Raw genomic sequence first — 20,102 nt, 5'->3', positions numbered from 1 at the left:
CCTTCGCCCCCACGATTCGACGAAAGAGGAAAGGTCACCGTGTCCGAGTCTTCATTCCCGGCCGACGAGTCCCGCGAAGAGTGGGACGAGCAGCCGGAAGAGGCCGTTGACGAGGCTGTCGAGGCCGACGCCGCCGACGACGATGAGGTCGTCGTCGTCGTCGACGAGGCCGAGGCTGCTGAGGAGACGGAGGAGGACGAGGACGACGACGAGGATCTTCCCGCCGTCGATCCGGTCGAGGAGTTCAAGCAGTCGCTGCGTGGCCAGCTCGGCGAGTGGTATGTCATCCACTCCTACGCCGGCTACGAGAACCGGGTGAAGTCCAACATCGAGAGCCGCAACGTCTCGCTCAACATGGAGGAGTACATCTACCAGGTCGAGGTGCCCACGCACACCGTCCAGGAGTTCAAGAGCGGCAAGAAGGTCCCGGTCAAGGAGCGCGTGCTGCCCGGCTACGTCCTGGTGCGCATGGAGCTGACCGACGAGTCCTGGGCCGCGGTGCGCAACACTCCCGGTGTGACCGGCTTCGTCGGCCTGTCCAACAAGCCCTCCCCGCTCAGCCTCGACGAGGTCGCCAAGCTGCTGGCCCCCGAGCCGACCGAGGAGGCCAAGCAGACCAAGACCAAGGCGGCGGCGGGCCCCACCGTCGAGTTCGAGATCGGCGAGTCGGTCACCGTCATGGACGGCCCGTTCGCGACCCTGCCCGCCTCGGTGAGCGAGATCAGCCCCGAGTCGCAGAAGCTCAAGGTGCTGGTCTCGATCTTCGGCCGCGAGACCCCGGTCGAGCTGTCGTTTAACCAGGTCTCCAAGATCTGACATACACTGAGTCGTTCGGCTGGCCGCCTCTCGCGAAGGGCGGCCTTCCGACATGTCCGGCCCGTTTCCCGGCCGGACAGATCACCTATCAGGACCCGGAGAAGGATAAATGCCTCCGAAGAAGAAGATCGCGGCCTTGGTCAAGGTCCAGCTCCCCGCTGGCCAGGCCACCCCGGCCCCGCCCGTCGGTACCGCCCTCGGTCCCCACGGCGTCAACATCATGGACTTCGTCAAGCAGTACAACGCTGCGACGGAGGCTCAGCGGGGCAACATCATCCCCGTTGAGATCACCATCTTCGAAGACCGCAGCTTCACCTTCATCACGAAGACGCCCCCGGCGCCCGAGCTGATCAAGAAGGCTCTGGGCATCGACAAGGGCAGCGCGGTCCCGCACAAGGACAAGGTCGGCAAGCTCAGCCGCGAGCAGCTCCGCAGCATCGCCGAGACCAAGATGCCGGACCTCAACGCCAACGACATCGAGGCAGCGGAGAAGATCATCGCCGGCACCGCCCGGTCGATGGGCATCACCGTCGCCGAGTAACACCTCCGACCTCCGTGGAAGGGCCGCGCTGGCCCGCACCACAGACTCCACCACAGGAGATTTCCATGCAGCGCAGCAAGGCGCACAAGGACGCGGCCGCCAAGGTCGACCGCGACAAGCTCTACTCCCCGGCCGAAGCCGCCAAGCTGGCCAAGGAGACGACCACCACCAAGTTCGACGCCACCGTTGAGGTGGCGCTGCGGCTGGGTGTCGACCCTCGCAAGGCCGACCAGATCGTGCGCGGCACGGTCAACCTCCCGCACGGCACCGGTAAGACCGCCCGGGTCCTGGTCTTCGCGACCGGTGACCGTGCCGAGGCAGCCCGCGAGGCAGGCGCCGACATCGTCGGCGCCGACGAGCTCATCGACGAGATCTCCAAGGGCAACCGCCTGAACGAGTTCGACGCCGTCGTCGCCACCCCCGACCTCATGGGCAAGGTCGGCCGCCTGGGCCGCGTCCTCGGCCCCCGTGGTCTCATGCCGAACCCGAAGACCGGCACCGTGACGCCGGACGTGGCCAAGGCCGTGACCGACATCAAGGGCGGCAAGATCGAGTTCCGCACCGACCGGCAGGCGAACCTGCACTTCATCATCGGCAAGACGTCGTTCCCCGAGCGTCAGCTCGTCGAGAACTACGCGGCCGCGCTGGACGAGGTGCTTCGTCTCAAGCCGTCGGCCGCCAAGGGCCGGTACGTGAAGAAGGTCACCTTCTCCACCACCATGGGCCCCGGCGTCCCCGTCGACCCCAACGCCACCCGCGGTCTCACCGCGGAGCTGGACGCCTAAGCCGTCCACCCCAGCTCAAGGCCCTGCCGGTACGGCGGGGCCTTTTGCGTTCCCGGGTGGCCCGTGCCCCCCAACCAGGTGACCGAATAGCACTTAAACTTGAAATATCCCCGCATCAACCACTTTCGGCCGACATTTCCTCGGACGTTATGAGAAGTGCCAATGAAACGGGAATTTCCGGTTTTCCGGACAACCATTGCTGTCCTGGTTTCCGTCCCATAGAGTCTGCTGAGCAGTGATCATGCGGTCGGGGGCGACCGCACAGCCATGGGGGCAATCTATGACGATCATGCTTTCCCGGTTCACCCGTGCCGCGGCGGACTCCGCCAGATTAACGATCGAGCTGCCCGATTCGGCCGGCCCGCTCGAATGGCACGGCCTCACCAAACTCGCCGGACCGGGCTTCGCCCGATCCTTCTCCCTCGCCCAGCGCGGCGGCAACAAGGCACTGCCCACCCACGTCTTCCCCGGCGGCCGGGTCGAGACCTTCCGCCGACGGGGCTACGACCTGACTCTGTACGAAGCCGCCGACCGCTCCGACAGCTGCCTGGTGTGGGCCGGGCCGTACAACGAAGCCAAGACCTGGTTCAACGGACCGGCCCCGCGCAGGAGCGTGCTGAACGCGCTCGTCGCCGCGGTCGAGTTCACCGACACCCCCGACGGCGCCATCGTGCGGCCGCGGGCAAGGGCCGCGATCCAGCAGTTCGGCACCACCGTCATCGGCGCCAACGACCGGCTCCTGGTCATGGCCACCGACGCCCGCGCCTCCCGTGAGTCGCTGCCCGACTGGCAGGGCGCCGACCGCGGCGACGCCGAGGTGTGGAAGGTCGCCCTCGACCTCGACCCCGAGCAGAAGGCCCGGGTCGCCGGCACGCCGTACGAGTGGAAGTACACCTTCGCCAACCAGAGCGCGGTCTTCACCGTCCAGTTCACCTTCGACCCTGACGCGGCCTCCTTCCGGGCGGCCGACACCGGCATGGTCGACGACGTCCTGGCCGGGTTCAAGGTCGCGTGGGCGACGTGAGCCTGCCCCTGGCCGTCTCCCTGCTCTCGCTTCTCGTCTCCCTCTTCACGCTGGTCGCCGTCGGGGCGGTCTACTCCAGGCTGCGCACGCTGGAGCAGACCGTCCTGTCGCCCGGCACCGCGCGGCTGGCGGACGAGAGCAAGGCGGTCATCCCCGCACTCCGCCCGCAGGACGGCCAGACGGCCGCGGTCGTGCTGCTCATGGACAGCACGTGCGCCGTCTGCCACCAGGCATGGACGACCCTGCACGAGTCGCCCTGGCCGGACCTGCGCATCGTCGGACTCGTCGCGGAAGCGCAGATGGCCGAGGCATTCTCCGGCGGCCACGTGCTCGCCGACGCAGGCCAGTGGCGCGACCTGTACGAGGGGTACGCGCCCTGCCTGTACGCGATCGACCCCGCAGGGGCGGTCATCGCCCGCCGGTTCGTCTACGGCGACACGGACCTGCCCGAGCTGTTGACCACCCTTCTAGCTGCGAGGAGCAGCCATGCGCTTTGACGAGATCCCGGCGATGGACGCCGCCCCCGCCGGAGAAGCCACGGCCAGCCGGGTGAAATCCCTGATCGGCGCCCTGCCGGCCAGCCGCAGGACCCTGATGAAGGGCATGGCCGTCTCGGTGATGGCCGCCGCCCTGGTCCCCTTCGACTGGGCCCTGTCCAAGCGGCGCGCCCTGGCCGGGCCCAGCTCGCTGTGGAACGAGAACAGCTGCGAGAACTCCTACCCCGGCGGCTACGAGCAGGGACGCAACAACTGGTGGGGCGACGGCAAGTCCGTCTGCTTCGGCGGCTGGCGCATGGGCGCCTACCCGTGCAACAGCGGCCGCCGGCACTTCGAGGGCAGCCGCACGCACAAGCCCGGCGCCTCCGACCAGGAGAAGTACACCAACGTGGCCCGCACCACGACCTGCTCCGGGCTGAACGCCTGGCGCTGGAAGTCCGGCGGCCGCCAGTACTTCTGCTCCGACGCCTACACCACCGTCACCTGGCGTGACGGCACCCATCACCGCGACCTGACCATCGCGATGTGCTGATGCCGCAGACCCTGCGCAGACTGGCCCTGCACCCGCTGGTCGTCGCCGTCCCGATCGTCCTGGGAGCGGCGCTGCCCATCGCGGTGCGGGGCCCGCTGCTGTTCGTCTTCTTCTGGGCGGGCCTCAACGCGGGCTACGCCAACTCGGGCAGCACTTGAAGCCACAACTCGGCGTTCCTGCTGAGCGCGTCGGTCTGGCGCGGTCGTGGTGCCCTCGCCTTCTTCGGCGTGGGATTGGTGCTGGGCGCGCTGACGGTGGCCGCCGTCGGCGTGATCCTGGGCGGAATCGTGCAGGGCCTCGTCCCCCTGCCGGTACGGCTGGCGTCGCTCGGCCTGCTGGCGGGAGCCGTACTCCTGCGTGAACTGGGGCTGATCCGGCTGCCCGTGCCCGAGAACGCCCGGCTGGTGCCCGAACACGTGCTGGAGCGCGGGCGGGCGCTGGGCGGCATCCAGTTCGGTTTCGAGATGGGCACCGGGATGCGGACGTACTCGCCGTCGGCCCAGCCGCATCTCGTGCTGGCCGCGGTGCTGCTCATGCTGCCGTGGGACGGCGCGCTGGCGGCCGGGGCCGGCTTCGCCGCGGCCCGCTGGATCATGGCGGCGGCCAGCATCGGCCACAGCGAGGACGGCGGCTGGAGCGACCTGTGGCAGATCCACGCCCGGCTGCTGGCCGCGGCGACCGCGATCGCCACGGTGGGTTCGCTGGCCTGGGGGTTGTGGCCCCGGTGAGCCGCTTCGTCGTGGTCGCCGACAGCTCCTGCGGGGGCTGCTCGGCGATCGGGGCCGCCCTCGCGGACGTGCTCACGGCCACGGTGGTGGTGCGCTCGTGCCGCGACCCCCACCTGACGCAGGAGTTCCCCGCCCTGGCCGGGCGGCGGCCGTGCGCCCGGCCGCTGGCCCTTCACGAAGGCCGGGTGCTGACGGGCTTCCGCTTGTTCTGGCGAGCGGGCACGCTGGTCTCACCCGGCAGGCGCGCGGCCGCGCTGCGGCTGGCCTCGCGCGTGGTACGGCTGCGCGTGGCGCATCTGCTCGGAACCTCTCGTCCCCGCAGGAGGTAGAGCCAGCATGAGAAGACTCATCATCCTTGCCGTGGCGGTGCTCCTGCTGCCGCTGCTGACCGCGGCCCCGGCCCTGGCCAAGGGGATCTCCCACGGCAGGCTCACCGGTCCCGGCCTCCGGGCGCCGATCGACATCAAGTCCGGCAGCCGGATCAAGGACGACCGTCTCAACAGCCTGCGCACCGGCACCTCCGCCCACGCGGCCATCTACCCGGGCCTGCGCGCCAACGCGTTCGGCGCCCGGCCCAAGGGCGGGCTCGGACCCTGCTACCGGCTGGACTGGTACGGACCACCGGGCGACACGCTCGCGCTCACCCAGTACGTCTACCCCTACGCCAGGCGGGGCGCCGTGATCCACACCCCGAGCCAGGCCGGAGCGGTGCAGAACGGCTGGCTGCGCGCGCCCGGGTACGTCAAGCGCATCCTGCGCGCCATGGGCCTGCCCAAGAAGGCCCCCAGAACGGGCGCGTGCCCGGTCCCCGCGCCCGCCGTGCGACAGTGAGAATCATGGACTATGTCACGCACTTCCATCGCGAGGTCCAGGCGTTCGAGGCCGCCGCCCGGCGGGTGGCCGGCGAGGAGGCCCCCGACGTCCCGTCCTGCGCGGGATGGACGATGTCCGATCTGGTGCTGCACCTGTCCGGGGTGCACCGGCTGGTCACCGCGCTCATCGAGGAGCGGCGCAGCGAGCCCGTGAACCCCGCGGAACTGGTCGGCCAGCTGCCCTCCGACACCGCTGGCTGGCCGGACCCCGAGACCGCGCCGACCCGGGGGCCGCTGCCGCCCGGGCTGGTCGACTGGTTCGCCGAGGGCGCGGCCGTACTGGAAGGGGTGTTCGCCACGATGGATCCCGCGCTCGAGGTGTGGACGTGGTCGGCGGAGCGGACGGCCGGATTCTGGTCGCGCATGCAGGTGATCGAGGCGGCCGTGCATCGATGGGACGCGGAGTACGCGCTGGGCGAGCCGCAGGACATGGACGCCGAACTGGCCGCCGACGCGGTCCGGCAGACCTTCGAGGTCATGGTCCCGTCCCGCCGTGCCTGGAAGCCGGCCCGGCCGACCGCGGGGGAGACCTACCGCTTCGTGCGCACCGACGGCGATGAGGAGTGGGTGGTGTGCTTCGCCGACGAGCAGGTACGGCTGGGCGGCTTCCCCGCCGACGTCACGGTCTCCGGCACGGCCTCGGAGCTCATGCTCTTTCTCTGGCAGCGGATCCCGGCCGATCGGCTGACCGTCAGCGGGGACACACAGGTGCTCGACCGCTATTTCGAGCTGGCGCCGCCCATTTGATGTGGAGAAACCATGCAGAAAGCTCAGGGAAACCCCGGAGGTTTCCCTGGGTTTGTGGAGGGAAGCCGCCATATTCGAGATTAGCCACGTAGGGTCGGAGGCATGGTGAAGCGTAGGTTTTCTCTCGCTGCCGCCGCGGCCGCTGCCGCACTGGTGGTGGCCGGGGTTACAGGTTGTGGATCGACAGCGCAGCCCATCCAGGTCAGCCTGGCTGCTTCGGAGGTGCTCGCGCAGGCTGCGCAGAAGACCGAGCAGGTATCCAGCTACACCGTCGACGGCGTGATCAACGCGACCGACTCCAACGGACAGAGCGGCAAGGTCCAGGGCCGGATGCTCTACCAGAGCAAGCCGACGCTGGCCGTCGACTTCACCGTGGACGCGGCGGGTTTCGGGGAGCAGCAGCTGCCCGGCGGAGCCAAGGCCGTCCTCCAGGGTGACGTTCTGTACGTGAAGGTCGACGCCCTGAACAAGGTGCTCGGCGCCACCAAGCCGTGGATCAAGGTGCCGCTCACCGAGGCGGGCAGCCCGGGCGAGGTGCAGCGCTATCTCGCGCAGGTCCAGCAGTTCGACCTCGCCGCGGTCACGAAGATGGTCACCGCCTCGAAGGACGTCAAGCAGGTCGGCACCGAGAGCGTGAACGGGGTCGACACGACCCACTACAGCGGCACGTTCCCGGTCGACGCCGCGGTCCAGTTGCTGCCCGCCGACGAGCAGCAGCGCGCCAAGGAGAACCTGGCCGAGCTGAAGGACGTCAAGTTCGACATCTGGGTCGACGGCCAGGGCCTGCCGGCCAAGCTCCAGCTCAACGGCGAGGACAAGGGCGGAAAGCTCGACGCCACCCTGTTCTTCAAGGGCTTCAACGAGCCGCTCACGATCCAGGCGCCGCCGGCCGACCAGGTCGGTGAACTGCCCAAGAGCGCTCCGGAGTCCGCTCCTTCTCCCTCCTAGAGAACATCGATTTGGAAACTCGGCGACCAGCACGTACTCTGGTCGTTGCCGAAGACCGCCGGTCGTCACTAGGCAAGTCCTGGTGACCGAAGGATCCACTTCTTGTGGACGGCCCGCGCAGGTGTGATGCGAGTTTCCCCACACGATACGTGTGTGTGCGAAGCCCCGTGCGCCCTGCGCCCGGGGCTGTTCTCATGTTCGGGGCCTTCTCCGGCGGCACATCTGGAAGGAGGCCCATGGCGAGGCCGGATAAGGCGAGCGCAGTCGCCGAGCTCAAGAGCGAGTTCGAGGGCAGCAGCGCCGCCGTTCTGACCGAGTACCGCGGTCTCACCGTCGCGCAGCTCAAGGAGCTGCGCGTTGCTCTCGGTGGGAATGCGAAGTTCGCCGTGGCGAAGAACACCCTCACCAAGATCGCGGCCAACGAGGCCGGGCTGACGGGCCTCGACGGCCTGCTCGCCGGTCCGACCGCGATCGCCTTCGTCAGCGGCGACGTTGTCGAGGCTGCCAAGGGTCTGCGTGACTTCGCCAAGGCCAATCCCCTTCTGGTGATCAAGGGCGGTGTCCTCGACGGCAAGACGCTGGACGCCTCGGAGATCACCAAGCTCGCCGACCTGGAGTCGCGCGAGGTTCTCCTCGCGAAGCTGGCCGGTGCGATGAAGGCGAAGCAGTCCGCTGCCGCCGCCATGTTCGCCGCACTGCCCACCAACATGGCTCAGCTGGCCGAAGCCCTGCGCGCCAAGCGCGCGGAGGCGGGCGAGTAACTCGGGGGTTGCCGCACTCAACCGCGGTCCCGTTCCACTTTTTGAGTAAGTCCCTTACGGAGGAAACATCATGGCGAAGCTCAGCACCGACGAGCTGCTCGGCGCGTTCAAGGAGATGACCCTTCTCGAGCTCTCCGAGTTCGTGAAGCTGTTCGAGGAGACCTTCGACGTCAAGGCCGCCGCCCCGGTCGCGGTTGCCGCCGCTGCCGCCGCCCCCGGCGCGGCTCCGGCCGAGGAGGCCGCGGAGCAGGACGAGTTCGACGTCGTCCTCGAGGCCGCCGGCGACAAGAAGATCCAGGTCATCAAGGAGATCCGCGCGCTGACCTCCCTCGGCCTGAAGGAGGCCAAGGACCTGGTCGACGGCGCTCCGAAGCCGGTCTTCGACGGCAAGGTCAACAAGGAGCAGGCGGAGAAGGCCAAGGCTGCCCTCGAGGGCGCCGGCGCCACCGTCACCGTGAAGTAAGTTTCACGCTTCCCCGAAGGGGGCGGCCACACCCTGGTGCCGGGTGTGCCGCCCCCTTCGTGCGTGCCAGGGGTAACCGGCCAGTAACAAGTTATTGGAATCTGTTCCAATTCCGCGGAAGCGGGCTAACGTGTTGGAAGCTTGACAGTAAAGTGTGCGTCACGTTACCCCCTGCTTGCGGAAGGTGACCAGTGGGCGTCGAAGTCGTGGTCGAGGGGCTGACCAAATCGTTCGGTCGGCAGGTCATCTGGGAAGACGTCACGCTGACGCTGCCCGCCGGCGAGATCTCGGTGCTGCTCGGCCCGTCCGGCACCGGCAAGTCGGTCTTCCTCAAGACGCTCGTCGGCCTGCTGCGCCCCGACCGCGGCCACATCTGGATCGACGGCTACGACCTGGCCAACTGCGGTGAAGACAAGCTGTACGAGCTGCGCCGCCTGTTCGGGGTGCTCTTCCAGGACGGCGCGCTGTTCGGCTCGCTGAGCCTGTTCGACAACATCGCCTTCCCGCTGCGCGAGCACACCAAGAAGAGCGAGAGCCAGATCCGGCAGATCGTCATGGAGAAGATGGAGCTGGTCGGCCTGCTGGGCGCGGAGTCCAAGCTGCCGGGCGAGATCTCCGGCGGCATGCGCAAGCGCGCCGGGCTGGCCAGGGCGCTGGTGCTCGATCCTGAGATCATCCTGGTGGACGAGCCGGACTCCGGCCTCGACCCGGTCCGTACCGCCTACCTCAACCAGCTCTTCATCGACCTCAACACCGACTTCGACGCCACCTTCCTCATCGTCACCCACGACATCAACACCGCCCGGACGGTTCCCGACGACATCGGGCTGCTGTTCCGGCGCGAGCTGGTGATGTTCGGTCCGCGCGAGATGTTGCTGTCCAGCGACGAGCCGGTGGTGCGCCAGTTCCTCAACGCGCGCAAGCACGGGCCGATCGGCATGTCGGAGGAGAAGGACGTCTCCGAGCTGGAGGCCGAGGCGCAGCTGGGCCACGACCCGGGCGCGCTGCCGCCGATCCCGCCGCAGCTCATGCCGACCGGCAACCGCATCCGCCGCAGCCAGCAGCCGCCCGGCACGTGGCTGGCGGCCAACGGCGTGATCCCGCCGCAGGGTTCTTTCATCGACGACCGCGGCCGCAACTGGCTGGAGGAGTACCCTCGGCTGGTCAACGCCCATCTAAACGGCGTCCGATAGATCATGAAATTTCGTAGGAAGGCGTTTTTTGCGGCCTACGGTCGCTACTCTCCGCGCATGAGGAGGTGCCCAACGTGATCAGGGTCAGCGGGCAGTTCGTGGCGATAACCCTGGACACGCTGCGCGCGGCGCCCAGACGCCCCTTCCACTGGCGGGAGTTCCTTCAGCAGGCGTGGTTCATCGTCAGCGTCAGCGCCCTGCCCACGGCGCTGGTCTCCATCCCCTTCGGCGCGGTGCTCGCGCTGCAGGCCGGCAACCTGATCCGCCAGTTCGGCGCGCAGTCGTTCACCGGCGCCACCGCCGTGCTCGGCATCGTGCGCGAGGCCAGCCCGGTCGTGACCGCCCTCATGATCGCCGGCGCGGCGGGCAGCGCCATCTGCGCCGACCTGGGCGCCCGCAAGATCCGCGAGGAGATCGACGCGCTGGAGGTGCTCGGCATCGACCCCCTCCACCGCCTCGTCGTGCCCAGGGTCGCCGCCTGCGCATTCGTCGCTCCCTTCCTCAACGGCCTGGTCACCACCGTCGGCCTGATCGCCAGCTACCTCTTCAACGTGATCGCCCAAGGCGGCTCGCCCGGCTCCTACCTGCAGTCGTTCAACAGCCTGGCCGAGCTGTCCGACCTGTGGGTCTCCGAGCTCAAGGCGCTCGTCTTCGGCGCCACCGCCGGGATGATCGCCTGCTTCAAGGGCCTGACCGCCGCGGGCGGCCCCAAGGGCGTGGGCGAGGCCGTCAACCAGACGGTCGTCTTCGCGGCCATGGTGCTGTTCGCCGAGAATTTCCTCATCACCATGGCGGTGTGGTGATGGCCTTCGACCAGCTCGGCAAGCAGGGCGAGTTCTACGCCAAGGCGCTGCTGCGCCTGCCCCGCGCCGCCCGCTACCGCGCCGAGGTGCTGCGCCTGCTGTCGGAGGTGAGCCTCGGCACCGGCGGCCTGGCCGTCATCGGCGGCACGATGGCGGTCGTCGCGTTCATGACCTTCTTCGCCGGCACCGAGGTCGGCCTGCAGGGCTACACCGCCCTCGACCAGATCGGCACCTCCGCCTTCGCCGGATTCCTCTCCAGCTACGTGAACACGCGGGAGATCGCCCCCATCGTGGCCGCGATCGGCCTGTCGGCCACGGTCGGCGCCGGATTCACCGCCCAGCTCGGCGCCATGCGCATCAGCGACGAGATCGACGCGCTGGAGGTCATGGCGGTGCCCTCGGTGCCCTTCCTGGTCGGCACCCGGCTGATCGCCGGATTCGCCGCCGTGCTCCCGCTGTACATCCTCGGCCTGCTCGCCTCCTACGTGGCCACCCGGACGATCACCACCGTCCTCTACGGCCAGTCCAGCGGCACCTACGACCACTACTTCGACCTCTTCCTCGTCCCCTACGACGTGCTGTGGTCGCTGGGCAAGGTGCTGATCTTCGCCGTGGTGGTCATCCTCGTCCACTGCTACTACGGCTTCCACGCCACCGGCGGCCCCGCGGGCGTCGGCGTCGCGGTCGGCCGGGCCGTGCGCGCGGTGCTGGTCGCCGTGAACGTGGCCAACGTCCTGCTCGGCCTGGCCATCTGGGGCACCACCACGACCGTGCGGCTGGCCGGATGAGGTACGGCCTGGCCCTGCTGGCCCTTCTCGTAGCCTTCGTCGCGGTCACCGTCGGCGCCTACTTCAAGGTCTTCACCGCCGCCACCACCGTCACGCTGTCGGTCCCGCGCGCCGGGCTCCAGCTCGGCCCGCGCGCCGACGTCAAGGTGCGCGGCGTCCTCGTCGGCGAGGTGACCGCCCTCAAAGCCACCGCCGCAGGCGCCGAGCTCACCCTGGACCTCCACCACCCCGTCGACCGCGCCTCCACCGCCAGGCTGCTGCCCAAGACGATCTTCGGGGAGAAGTACGTGGACCTGGTCCCGCCCGCCACCCCGACCGCGGCCCTGCGCGACGGCGAACGCCTCAGCGCCCCCGCCGCCGCCGTCGAGGTCTCCCAGGTGCTCGACCGCCTCCTGCCCCTGCTGCGCCGCGTCCACCCCGACCGCCTGGCCGCCACCCTCACCTCCCTGGCCACCGCCTTGGAAGGCCGGGGCGCCCGCGTGGGAGACACCCTGGCCGACGCCGAGGACTACCTCGCCCGGCTCACCCCCCACCTGCCCGCCGCCCGTCGCGACCTCGCCCTCCTGGCCGACGTCACCCAGGTGTACGGCGAGGCCGCCCCCGACCTGCTGCGCACCGCGGCCAACGCCGCCGCGCTGAGCACGAGCCTCACCGGAAAGGCAGCCGAGATCGACGCCCTCACCCGCTCGGTCACCGGAGCCGCGGGCAAGACCGCCGCCCTGCTGGAGTCCAACGAGACCGGCCTGGTCGGGCTGCAGCACGTCATCCGGCCGGCCCTCGGCCTGACCGCCCGCCACGCGCCCGTCATCCCGTGTGTCTTCCAGGGGCTGGACCGCCTCCAGCCGCTGCTCGACGACGCCTTCGGCACCGGTCGCGTCAAGGCCGTGCTGGAGCTGGTCAGGCCGGCGCCGCCGTACAAGAAGGGAGCCGACGCGCCCGCTTATCGCGACACGCGGGGCCCGCGCTGCTACGGGCTGCCGAACCCGCCGGTGCCGTTCCCCGGCGTGCGCTTCGCCGACGGCACTGAGGAACTCGCGGGGCTGATGCTGCGATGACGACGACGGGGCCGGTGGGCCGATGACGACGCTGAAGGCGGCGCTCAAGCTGGGTGTGTTCACGCTGGCGACCACGGTGTGCGTGGCCATGCTGGCGATCACGATCTCCGGCGTGCAGTTCGCCGCGGCGCGCCTCTACCGGGCGGCGTTCACCGACGCGACCGGGCTGCGGCCGGGCGACGACGTGCGCGCGGCCGGCGTGCGGGTCGGGCGCGTGGAGGAGATCGTGCTGGCCGGGACGCGGGCCGAGGTCTCCTTCACCGTCCTGGACCGTACGCACCTGCCCCGCGGGGTCATCGCCGCCATCCGCTGGCGCAACCTCGTGGGCGACCGCTACCTGGCGCTGTCCACCGGCCGCGGCGGCCCCGGCGTGCTGCCTCCCGGCGAGCTGATCACCGACACCCGCCCGGCGCTGGACGTCACCGCGCTGTTCAACGGCTTCCGCCCGCTGCTGAAAGCCATCCAGCCGCAGGACGTCAACAAGCTGAGCTGGCAGATCATCCAGGTCCTTCAGGGCGAGGGCGGGACCGTCGACAGCCTCCTCGGCCACGTCGCCTCCCTGACCGGCGCGCTCGCCGACCGCGACGCCGTCATCGGCCGCGTGATCGACAACCTCACCGCGGTCCTGGCCGAGATCGCCGGTCGCGAGGACGCCTACGCCGAGCTCATCACCGACCTGCAGGCCCTGGTCAGCGGCCTGGCCGAGGACCGCCAGGCGATCGGCGACGCGCTGAGCGGCCTCGACCGGCTGACCGGAGTCACCGCGGACCTCGTCAAGCGGGCCAGGCCCGACATCAAGGCGAGCCTGCGCCACGCCGACAGCCTCCTGAGCGCGCTCAACGCCGAGCGCGACGTCATCGACCAGACGATCAAGGACGTGCCGCTCCGGCTCAACCAGCTCACCAGAGCCGTCTCCTACGGCTCGTGGTTCAACTTCTACCTGTGCTCCCTTCAGGTCACCTCCGGCGCCGCCACCACGCCGAAGATCACCAACGCGAGCGGCCGATGCCGATGATCCCCTTCCGGCGGCGCGACCCCGTCCCGCTGGGCCTCGCCGGGCTCGCCGCCGCGGCCGCCCTGGTCGCCGGGGTGCTGGCCGTACCAGAACTGAGCACCGGACCCGTGCGCACGGCCGTGTTCGCCGAGTCGGCCGGGCTGCGGCCGGGCGAGGACGTGCTGGCGGCCGGCGTCAAGATCGGCGAAGTCGGCTCGGTCACCCTGGACGGCGCCCACGTCATCGTGGCCATGCGCCTGGACAGGGAGGTGCCGCTCGGCTCCCGTACCCGCGCGCACATCCGGCTGGCGACCCTGCTCGGCTCCCACCACGTCGTCCTCGAATCCCACGGCCCCGGACGCCTGGACCGCCCGATCCCGCTCGAACGCACCAGCGTGCCGTACGAGATCGTGCCCGCCGTCGGCGACCTCGCGCGGAGCGCCGGCCGCATCGACGCGGGCGCGCTCCAGCAGGCCCTCGACACCCTCGCCCAGACCGTGGACGCCTCCTCGCCGGAGATCCGCGCCTCCGTGAGCGGCCTCGGCCGCCTCGCGCGCACCATCTCCGCACGCGACGACAAACTCCGACAGCTCGTACGGCACGCGGAGACGGTCACCGGCCTGGTGGCCGGCCGGGACCAGGAACTGCGCGCGCTCGTCAAGGACGGCGACCTGCTGCTGCGCGAGATCGCCGCCCGGCGCGCGGTCATCCACAGCCTGCTGGTCAACACCCTGGAGCTGACCGCCGAGATCGACGGCCTGATCGCCGACAACCGGCACACGCTCGCACCCGCGCTCAAGCAGCTGCGCGCCTTCGTCGCCGTGCTCCGGCGCAACGAGGAGAACCTCGACCGTTCCCTGAGCCTGCTGGCGCCCTTCACCCGCCAGTTCACCGACGCCGTCGGCAACGGGCGGTGGTTCGACGCGATCGTGCAGAACCTCCTCCCGCTGCCCGCCTCCGTCCGGCCGCCCGACCGCACGCTGGGAGGGCTCGCCCCGTGAAGACGTCCGTCGCCGTCGCCGCCCTCCTGCTGGCCGCGGGCTGCGGCTTCGAAGGCGTGCAGTCGATCCCGCTGCCCGGGGGCGCCGACCTCGGCGACCGTCCGCGCCAGGTGCGCATCGAGTTCGCCGACGCCCTCGACCTGGTGCCCCAGTCGCTGTGCAAGCTCAACGACGTCACCGTCGGCAAGGTCACCGCCATCGAGCTGGACGCCGCCTGGCGGGCCCTGGTCACCTGCACGGTCAGGGGCGAGGTCGCGCTGCCCGCCGAGACCGGGGCCGTCATCTCCCAGACGAGCCTGCTGGGGGAGAAGTTCGTCGCGTTCCTGCCCGCCGGCCGAGGGAACCTCACGGGGCCCATCCCGCTGCGCCGTACCAGCAGGGGCGCCGAGGTCGAGCAGGTGCTCGCGGCCGCCTCGCTCCTGGTCAACGGCGGCGGGCTGGAACAACTGGCCACCATCAACACCGAGCTCGGCCGGATGCTCGACGGCCGCACCGGCACCGTCAAGCGGCTGCTGCGCCGCCTGGACACCTTCACCGGCGCCCTCGACGGCTCCAAGGGCGACATCGTCCGCCTCATCGGCAACCTCGACCGGCTCACCGCCACCCTCGCCGCCCAGCGCGCGACCCTGCGCTCGGTCGCCACCCGGATCGGGCCCGCCGTCACACAACTGCGCCGCCAGCGCGCCGGGCTCACCCGCATGCTCGCCGCCCTCGACCGCCTCGGCCGCACCGCCACCCGCGTCGTCACCCGCTCCCAGGCCGACACCCTGGCCAACCTGGCGCACCTGCGCCGCCTGCTGGACAACCTCGACCGCGCCCGCCACGACCTGGCCGGCAACCTCGCCACCGCCCTCACCTTCCCGTTCCCCGGCTCGGCCACCGGCCTGCTGCGCGGCGACTACGGCAACGTCGACGTCACCGTGGACCTCACGCCCGCCACCACCCTGGACAACCTGCTCGGAAGGAGCCCGCGATGAGGGCGGCGCGCCTGAAGGTGGCCGCGTTCCTGGCCATCAGCCTGGTCGCCACCGGCTACACCCTGGTCAGATACGCGCGCCTCGGCGCCGACCTCGTCGAGCCCGCCTACCGGGTCACCGTCGAACTGCGCGAGACCGGCGGGCTGTTCGAGCACGCCGAGGTCACCTACCGCGGCGTCCGCATCGGCCGGGTCGAGTCGCTGTCCCTCACCCGCGACGGCGTGCGCGCCGTGCTGCGCCTGCTGCCCGCGCCGCCGGTCCCCGCCGCGGGGCTGCTGGCCGTCGTCGCCAACCGTTCTGGCGTGGGCGAGCAGTATCTCGACCTCCAACCTGCGGGTACGGCCCAGCCGTACCTGAAGGAGGGCGACACGATCGCCAGGGAGCGCACCGCGCTGCCGATCACCACCGACCAGGTGCTCGGCGACGCCGAACGCCTTCTGACCTCCCTCGACCCGCAGGACGTCGAGACCGCCGTCACCGAGCTGCGGGACGCCTTCGCCGGCAACGGCGCGCACCTGCGGCGGCTGCTGGAGGCGGGCGGGCAGCTCACCGACACCGCCCGCGAGGTGCTGCCCGAGACCGTCGCGCTGATCGACCAGGGCGAGACGGTGCTGCGCACGCAGCGGGCGGAGGGCGGTCATCTGCGGGCGTTCGCCCGTGACCTGGCCTCGCTCACCGGGTCGCTGCGCGAGGGCGCGGGCGACATCGAACGCACGATCGACAACGCCACGCCCGCCGCCCGCGCGGCCGGTCGGCTCGCCGACGGCCTGGACCCGCACCTGCGGCCGCTGCTGACCCACCTGATCGTCGGCGGGCGGAGCGTCTCGGCCCGGGCCGCGGCGCTGCGCCAGCTGCTCATCGGGTACCCGGCGGGGGTGGCCGGGGCCTTCACCGTGGTCGGTAAGGACGGGCTGCACTTCGGGCTCAACCTCAACCTCAACGTGCCGCCGCCGTGCACGCTCGGCTACGCCGACGTGCCCCGCCGCTACCCGCAGGACACCCGGGTGAAGACCGTGGACCCGCGGGCCGTGTGCGCCGCGCCGAAGGGCTCGCCGACCGGCGTGCGCGGGGCCCGCAACGTGCCCGAACCCGGCGCCCCTCCGACGATTCCCGATCTGGAAGAGTGGCTATCGGGTTATGATCCGGCGATCGGGAAGGAGCGGACATGGCAGGCACCCCCGCCCGGCTGACGATGATCGTGCTCGGGGTGGCCACGCTGGTACTCGGCGCGGTGGCGCTGTGGGTGGGCGGCCAGCTCCGCGCCGCGCAGGGCGAGGACGACGACCGCCTCGCCGCCCTGGACGCCGCCGGGACCCACGCGGTCAACCTGCTCTCGCTCAACTACAAGACCGTCGACGCCGACCTCGGCCGCATCCTGGCCACCTCCACCGGGGCGGCGCGGGCCGAGTACTCCGCCAACGCCGCCAAGCTCAAGGAGACGACGATCACCAACAAGGTCGTCCAGCACGGCGTGCTGCGCGCCCGCGGGCTGGAGTCGATGGCGGGCGGGACGGCGAAGGTGCTGGTCGTGGCCGACGTCGAGATCCGCTGGGAGGGCTCGAAGAACGCGCCCCAGGAGCGCTTCTACCGCTGGGCGATGGACGTCACCAAGGTCGGCGGCGTCTGGCTGGTCTCGAAGGCGGTGCAGGTGCTGTGAGGGCCGTGGTGATCGGGGTGCTGGCGGCGCTCGTGCTGGGGCTGTCGGTGGCGCTCTGGCTCATGTGGGCCGACCTGCGGCACCTGCGCGACGGCCGGGCCGCCGGGGTCGAGGCGATGGCCGCGGCCAAGGCGGTGGCGCCGGACCTGCTGTCGTACAACTACCGCACGATCGAGCAGGACCTGGCCAGAGCGGGCGAGCACACCACCGGGCAGCTGACCAAGCACTACAAGGACCTGGCCGCCACCCTGGTCTCGACCGCGAAGGCCCAGAAGACGGTCCAGACGACGGCGGTCGCAGGGGCGGCGGTCGAGCGGGCCGATCCCGACCGGGTAGAGGTTCTCCTGTTCGTCAACACGGGTACGGTCAAGGAACTGCCGGGCGAGGCGGCGCCTCAGCAACAGATCACCCAGAACCGCGCCAGGTTCGTCATGATCAGGGAAGACGGGCGCTGGCTCGTGGAGGACCTCTCGACCCTCCTCGGGACCGCCTGAGGCCCGGGCGTGGCGCGTCCCTCAATTGTTATCAAAATTCAGGTTTAGCGAGTCCTTGTCCTCGGGTACTCCAGTCACAGCAACACCGCTTGTCGGCATGGGTTCGACCCTCGCCGTGACGGAGCGTTAGCCGACCCCGTTCGCGGGTATCGTCTTGGGCCTGACGGTAGGCGCTCGGTCACGCAGGGGAGAAATCCCAGCGTCCAAGCCTTGAACCGGCGGAAAGTCGGGCTTGTGGGCTTGACGTTTGCGGCTGAACGGGCGATGCTGCGACCAACGTGGAGCATGCAGCGAGAGCGAAGTGGACAGGCGTGTGCCGTTCGGCTACACTGCCCCTTTGCGCTGCCCTTTGACGACCCGCGATGCTTGCTCACGTTGCGAGGTTGTCTGGCGTGCGTGTAGTCAGTCCGCCGCGAGCCCTCGGAAGGACATCTGTTGGCAGCCTCGCGCAACGCCTCCGCCGTACCCGCCGGTCCCCGTCGCGTCTCTTTCACGCGTATCCAGGAGCCCCTCGAAGTTCCTGACCTTCTCGCCCTGCAAACCGAGTCGTTCGACTGGCTGCTGGGCAACGAGAAGTGGAAGGCCCGGGTTGAGGCGGCTCGCCAGGCCGGGCGCAAGGACGTCCCGACCCAGTCGGGCCTCGAAGAGATCTTCGAAGAGATCAGTCCCATTGAGGACTTCTCGGGGACCATGTCCTTGTCGTTCCGCGATCACCGGTTCGAGCCGCCCAAGTACTCAGTCGATGAGTGCAAAGACAAGGACATGACCTTCTCCGCCCCGATGTTCGTGACGGCGGAGTTCATCAATAACACCACCGGCGAGATCAAGAGCCAGACGGTGTTCATGGGCGACTTCCCGCTCATGACGCCGAAGGGCACCTTCATCATCAACGGCACCGAGCGTGTCGTGGTCTCGCAGCTGGTCCGTTCGCCGGGTGTCTATTTCGGCCGCAGTGTCGACAAGACCTCCGACAAGGATCTGTTCGACTGCCGGGTGATCCCCTCGCGGGGCGCCTGGCTGGAGTTCGAGATCGACAAGCGTGACAGCGTCGGCGTCCGCATCGACCGCAAGCGCAAGCAGGCCGTCACGGTGCTGCTGAAGGCGCTGGGGTGGACCAGCGAGCAGATCCTGGAGCGCTTCGGCCAGTACGAGTCGATGCGGGCCACGCTGGAGAAGGACCACACCGCCGGTCAGGACGACGCGCTGCTGGACATCTACCGCAAGCTGCGGCCGGGTGAGCCGCCGACCAAGGAGTCGGCGCAGACGCTGCTGGAGAACCTGTATTTCAACCCCAAGCGGTACGACCTGGCCAAGGTGGGTCGCTACAAGATCAACAAGAAGCTTGGTGTTGATTCGGAGATCACGCAGGGCACGCTGACCGAAGAGGATATCGTCGCCACCATTGAGTACATCGTCCGCCTGCACGCGGGCGAGGAGAGCATGCCCACGCCGCAGGGCGAGCGCATCGTCGAGACCGATGACATCGACCACTTCGGCAACCGCCGCCTGCGCAGCGTCGGCGAGCTCATCCAGAACCAGGTCCGCCTGGGCCTGGCCCGCATGGAGCGCGTCGTCCGCGAGCGCATGACCACGCAGGACGTCGAGGCGATCACGCCGCAGACCCTGATCAACATCCGCCCGGTCGTCGCCTCGATCCGGGAGTTCTTCGGCACCTCGCAGCTGTCGCAGTTCATGGACCAGACCAACCCGCTGGCCGGCCTGACGCACAAGCGGCGGCTGTCCGCGCTCGGCCCCGGTGGTCTGTCCCGTGAGCGGGCCGGCTTCGAGGTCCGTGACGTGCACCCGTCCCACTACGGCCGGATGTGCCCGATCGAGACGCCGGAAGGCCCCAACATCGGCCTCATCGGCTCGCTGGCCTCCTACGGCCGCATCAACGCCTTCGGCTTCGTCGAGACGCCCTACCGCAAGGTCGTCGACGGCAAGGTGACCGACCAGATCGACTACCTCACCGCCGACGAGGAAGACCGCTTCGTCAAGGCGCAGGCCAACACCGCGCTCAACTCCGACGGCTCCTTCGCCGAGGCCCGGGTCCTGGTCCGCACCAAGGGCGGCGAGACGGAGCTGGCCCGTGCCGAGGAAGTCGACTACATCGACGTCTCGCCGCGCCAGATGGTGTCGGTGGCGACCGCGATGATCCCCTTCCTCGAGCACGACGACGCCAACCGCGCGCTCATGGGCTCCAACATGCAGAGGCAGTCGGTGCCGCTGCTGCGGAGTGAGGCGCCGCTGGTCGGCACCGGCATGGAGTACCGTGCCGCCACCGACGCCGGCGACGTCATCAGCGCCGAGAAGGCCGGTGTGGTGGAGGAGGTCTCCGCCGACTACGTCACGGTGATGAACGACGACGGCACCCGCACCACCTACCGGGTGGCGAAGTTCAAGCGCTCCAACCAGGGCACGAGCTT

The 20,102-nt window shown here is 69.8% G+C and carries 25 protein-coding genes; all 25 read left to right on the top strand.

Annotated elements, in window-relative coordinates; all coding sequences use genetic code 11:
- Positions 1 to 39: 39 nt before the first annotated feature.
- Positions 40 to 816, top strand: a complete 777-nt coding sequence (gene nusG / locus FVE25_RS51065; RefSeq protein ID WP_157254664.1) for a transcription termination/antitermination protein NusG — start codon at positions 40 to 42, stop codon at positions 814 to 816.
- 109 nt (positions 817 to 925) lie between these two features.
- Positions 926 to 1,357 (top strand): 50S ribosomal protein L11, encoded by a 432-nt coding sequence (gene rplK / locus FVE25_RS51060; RefSeq protein ID WP_157254663.1) that lies wholly within the window; start codon positions 926 to 928, stop codon positions 1,355 to 1,357.
- Between the two features lie 65 nt (positions 1,358 to 1,422).
- Positions 1,423 to 2,142, top strand: a complete 720-nt coding sequence (gene rplA, locus FVE25_RS51055; RefSeq protein WP_157254662.1) for a 50S ribosomal protein L1 — start codon at positions 1,423 to 1,425, stop codon at positions 2,140 to 2,142.
- A gap of 280 nt (positions 2,143 to 2,422) precedes the next feature.
- A complete protein-coding gene (locus tag FVE25_RS51050; protein ID WP_157254661.1) occupies positions 2,423 to 3,166 on the top strand; it encodes a hypothetical protein in 744 nt (247 codons plus the stop codon).
- The gene (locus FVE25_RS51045; protein ID WP_157254660.1) at positions 3,154 to 3,663 is read left to right on the top strand and encodes a hypothetical protein; all 510 of its coding nucleotides are present in this window, start codon (positions 3,154 to 3,156) and stop codon (positions 3,661 to 3,663) included. The genes FVE25_RS51050 and FVE25_RS51045 overlap by 13 nt, the downstream gene beginning before the upstream one ends.
- Positions 3,653 to 4,195, top strand: coding sequence for a hypothetical protein (locus FVE25_RS51040; protein ID WP_157254659.1), 543 nt, complete (start codon positions 3,653 to 3,655; stop codon positions 4,193 to 4,195). Before FVE25_RS51045 ends, FVE25_RS51040 begins: the two co-directional genes overlap by 11 nt.
- Positions 4,189 to 4,353 (top strand): hypothetical protein, encoded by a 165-nt coding sequence (locus FVE25_RS51035; RefSeq protein WP_157254658.1) that lies wholly within the window; start codon positions 4,189 to 4,191, stop codon positions 4,351 to 4,353. The genes FVE25_RS51040 and FVE25_RS51035 overlap by 7 nt, the downstream gene beginning before the upstream one ends.
- Before the next feature lie 69 nt (positions 4,354 to 4,422).
- A complete protein-coding gene (locus FVE25_RS51030) occupies positions 4,423 to 4,923 on the top strand; it encodes a hypothetical protein (RefSeq protein WP_157254657.1) in 501 nt (166 codons plus the stop codon).
- Positions 4,920 to 5,252: a hypothetical protein gene (locus tag FVE25_RS51025; protein WP_181019979.1), complete on the top strand. Its 333-nt coding sequence runs from the start codon at positions 4,920 to 4,922 to the stop codon at positions 5,250 to 5,252. The genes FVE25_RS51030 and FVE25_RS51025 overlap by 4 nt, the downstream gene beginning before the upstream one ends.
- Before the next feature lie 7 nt (positions 5,253 to 5,259).
- Entirely contained in the window at positions 5,260 to 5,754 is a 495-nt protein-coding gene (locus FVE25_RS51020; RefSeq protein ID WP_157254655.1) for a hypothetical protein, read from the top strand.
- A 5-nt stretch (positions 5,755 to 5,759) separates the two neighbouring features.
- Positions 5,760 to 6,542, top strand: coding sequence for a maleylpyruvate isomerase family mycothiol-dependent enzyme (locus FVE25_RS51015; protein WP_157254654.1), 783 nt, complete (start codon positions 5,760 to 5,762; stop codon positions 6,540 to 6,542).
- A 102-nt stretch (positions 6,543 to 6,644) separates the two neighbouring features.
- Positions 6,645 to 7,490 (top strand): SCO4651 family lipoprotein, encoded by an 846-nt coding sequence (locus FVE25_RS51010; protein ID WP_246268755.1) that lies wholly within the window; start codon positions 6,645 to 6,647, stop codon positions 7,488 to 7,490.
- 236 nt (positions 7,491 to 7,726) lie between these two features.
- Positions 7,727 to 8,251 (top strand): 50S ribosomal protein L10, encoded by a 525-nt coding sequence (gene rplJ / locus FVE25_RS51005; protein WP_157254653.1) that lies wholly within the window; start codon positions 7,727 to 7,729, stop codon positions 8,249 to 8,251.
- Between the two features lie 70 nt (positions 8,252 to 8,321).
- Positions 8,322 to 8,714, top strand: a complete 393-nt coding sequence (gene rplL / locus FVE25_RS51000) for a 50S ribosomal protein L7/L12 (RefSeq protein WP_157254652.1) — start codon at positions 8,322 to 8,324, stop codon at positions 8,712 to 8,714.
- Positions 8,715 to 8,905: 191 nt separating this feature from the next.
- The gene (locus tag FVE25_RS50995) at positions 8,906 to 9,907 is read left to right on the top strand and encodes an ABC transporter ATP-binding protein (protein WP_157254651.1); all 1,002 of its coding nucleotides are present in this window, start codon (positions 8,906 to 8,908) and stop codon (positions 9,905 to 9,907) included.
- A 74-nt stretch (positions 9,908 to 9,981) separates the two neighbouring features.
- Positions 9,982 to 10,710 carry an MlaE family ABC transporter permease gene (locus FVE25_RS50990; RefSeq protein ID WP_246268754.1) on the top strand — a complete coding sequence of 243 codons (729 nt, stop codon included), beginning with the start codon at positions 9,982 to 9,984 and terminating at the stop codon, positions 10,708 to 10,710.
- Positions 10,710 to 11,498 (top strand): MlaE family ABC transporter permease, encoded by a 789-nt coding sequence (locus tag FVE25_RS50985; protein ID WP_157254778.1) that lies wholly within the window; start codon positions 10,710 to 10,712, stop codon positions 11,496 to 11,498. Before FVE25_RS50990 ends, FVE25_RS50985 begins: the two co-directional genes overlap by 1 nt.
- Positions 11,495 to 12,553 (top strand): MCE family protein, encoded by a 1,059-nt coding sequence (locus tag FVE25_RS50980; protein ID WP_157254649.1) that lies wholly within the window; start codon positions 11,495 to 11,497, stop codon positions 12,551 to 12,553. Before FVE25_RS50985 ends, FVE25_RS50980 begins: the two co-directional genes overlap by 4 nt.
- 22 nt (positions 12,554 to 12,575) lie before the next feature.
- Positions 12,576 to 13,568 carry an MCE family protein gene (locus tag FVE25_RS50975; RefSeq protein ID WP_157254648.1) on the top strand — a complete coding sequence of 331 codons (993 nt, stop codon included), beginning with the start codon at positions 12,576 to 12,578 and terminating at the stop codon, positions 13,566 to 13,568.
- Positions 13,559 to 14,548, top strand: a complete 990-nt coding sequence (locus FVE25_RS50970) for an MCE family protein (protein ID WP_157254647.1) — start codon at positions 13,559 to 13,561, stop codon at positions 14,546 to 14,548. Before FVE25_RS50975 ends, FVE25_RS50970 begins: the two co-directional genes overlap by 10 nt.
- Entirely contained in the window at positions 14,545 to 15,525 is a 981-nt protein-coding gene (locus FVE25_RS50965; RefSeq protein WP_157254646.1) for an MCE family protein, read from the top strand. The genes FVE25_RS50970 and FVE25_RS50965 overlap by 4 nt, the downstream gene beginning before the upstream one ends.
- Positions 15,522 to 16,715, top strand: coding sequence for an MlaD family protein (locus tag FVE25_RS50960; RefSeq protein WP_157254645.1), 1,194 nt, complete (start codon positions 15,522 to 15,524; stop codon positions 16,713 to 16,715). Before FVE25_RS50965 ends, FVE25_RS50960 begins: the two co-directional genes overlap by 4 nt.
- Positions 16,691 to 17,182, top strand: coding sequence for a hypothetical protein (locus tag FVE25_RS50955; protein ID WP_181019978.1), 492 nt, complete (start codon positions 16,691 to 16,693; stop codon positions 17,180 to 17,182). The genes FVE25_RS50960 and FVE25_RS50955 overlap by 25 nt, the downstream gene beginning before the upstream one ends.
- A complete protein-coding gene (locus tag FVE25_RS50950) occupies positions 17,179 to 17,676 on the top strand; it encodes a hypothetical protein (protein ID WP_246268746.1) in 498 nt (165 codons plus the stop codon). The genes FVE25_RS50955 and FVE25_RS50950 overlap by 4 nt, the downstream gene beginning before the upstream one ends.
- A 435-nt stretch (positions 17,677 to 18,111) precedes the next feature.
- Positions 18,112 to 20,102, top strand: a 1,991-nt coding sequence (rpoB, locus tag FVE25_RS50945; protein ID WP_157254644.1) for a DNA-directed RNA polymerase subunit beta, incomplete at its 3' end; no start/stop codon positions are given.

The organism is Nonomuraea typhae, from assembly GCF_009760925.1.
GTDB classification, from domain to species: domain Bacteria; phylum Actinomycetota; class Actinomycetes; order Streptosporangiales; family Streptosporangiaceae; genus Nonomuraea; species Nonomuraea typhae.
This window is presented reverse-complemented; position numbering and strand designations above follow the sequence as displayed.